The 520-nt window shown below is 24.6% G+C and carries 1 protein-coding gene; it reads left to right on the plus strand.

From position 1 onward, the window contains the following. The first annotated feature begins 153 nt into the window (after window positions 1-153). Window positions 154-315 (plus strand): hypothetical protein, encoded by a 162-nt coding sequence (locus CLTEP_RS15135; RefSeq protein WP_169798791.1) that lies wholly within the window; start codon window positions 154-156, stop codon window positions 313-315. Window positions 316-520: the final 205 nt, after the last annotated feature.

The following is a 520-nucleotide window of genomic DNA, read 5'->3' on the forward strand; positions in this document are numbered from 1 at the left end:
CCTTAAGACCTTCTTTGTATATATTCTATCATATATATACATTAGATATAACATCAAAATTAATAAAACCAGCATTTCTGATAACTGAATTTTTTACCCCTGGGGTGAATTATGCTATAATAAAAGTATAACTTACACGTTAGGAGGACTCACATGGATTACAGTAAAATAGAAGATTCTATAATGAAAACAGCAATGGATATATTCAAGCAAAGTGCTGTAAATTTCTTTAATTTGAAAACCAAAATAATAGCACCTGCTAATACTGAAATTAAAGATATAAGCATCAGCTCTAAAGAGCAAAATCTAGTTTGATCTATCTATCAAGCAAAAATTAAATGCCAAATTTTACACTTAATTACATATGATTTTTCAAAAAAAGACTAAGCATATTTTTTTTAATAATTGTTAAAAATTTTTATAATAATCTTTACTTTTTATCACCTCCATAGTACAATTTATATATCATAAATAACGTATTTGTGTACGTTTATTTAAGTAGTTAATATCTTCAATAGTT

The organism is Clostridium tepidiprofundi DSM 19306 (assembly GCF_001594005.1).
GTDB classification, from domain to species: Bacteria; Bacillota; Clostridia; order Clostridiales; family Clostridiaceae; genus Clostridium_AC; species Clostridium_AC tepidiprofundi.

Coding starts and splice junctions, on each gene's coding strand:
- CLTEP_RS15135 (WP_169798791.1), top strand. CDS start 154: ATGGATTACAGTAAAATAGAAGATTCTATAATGAAAACAGCAATGGAT.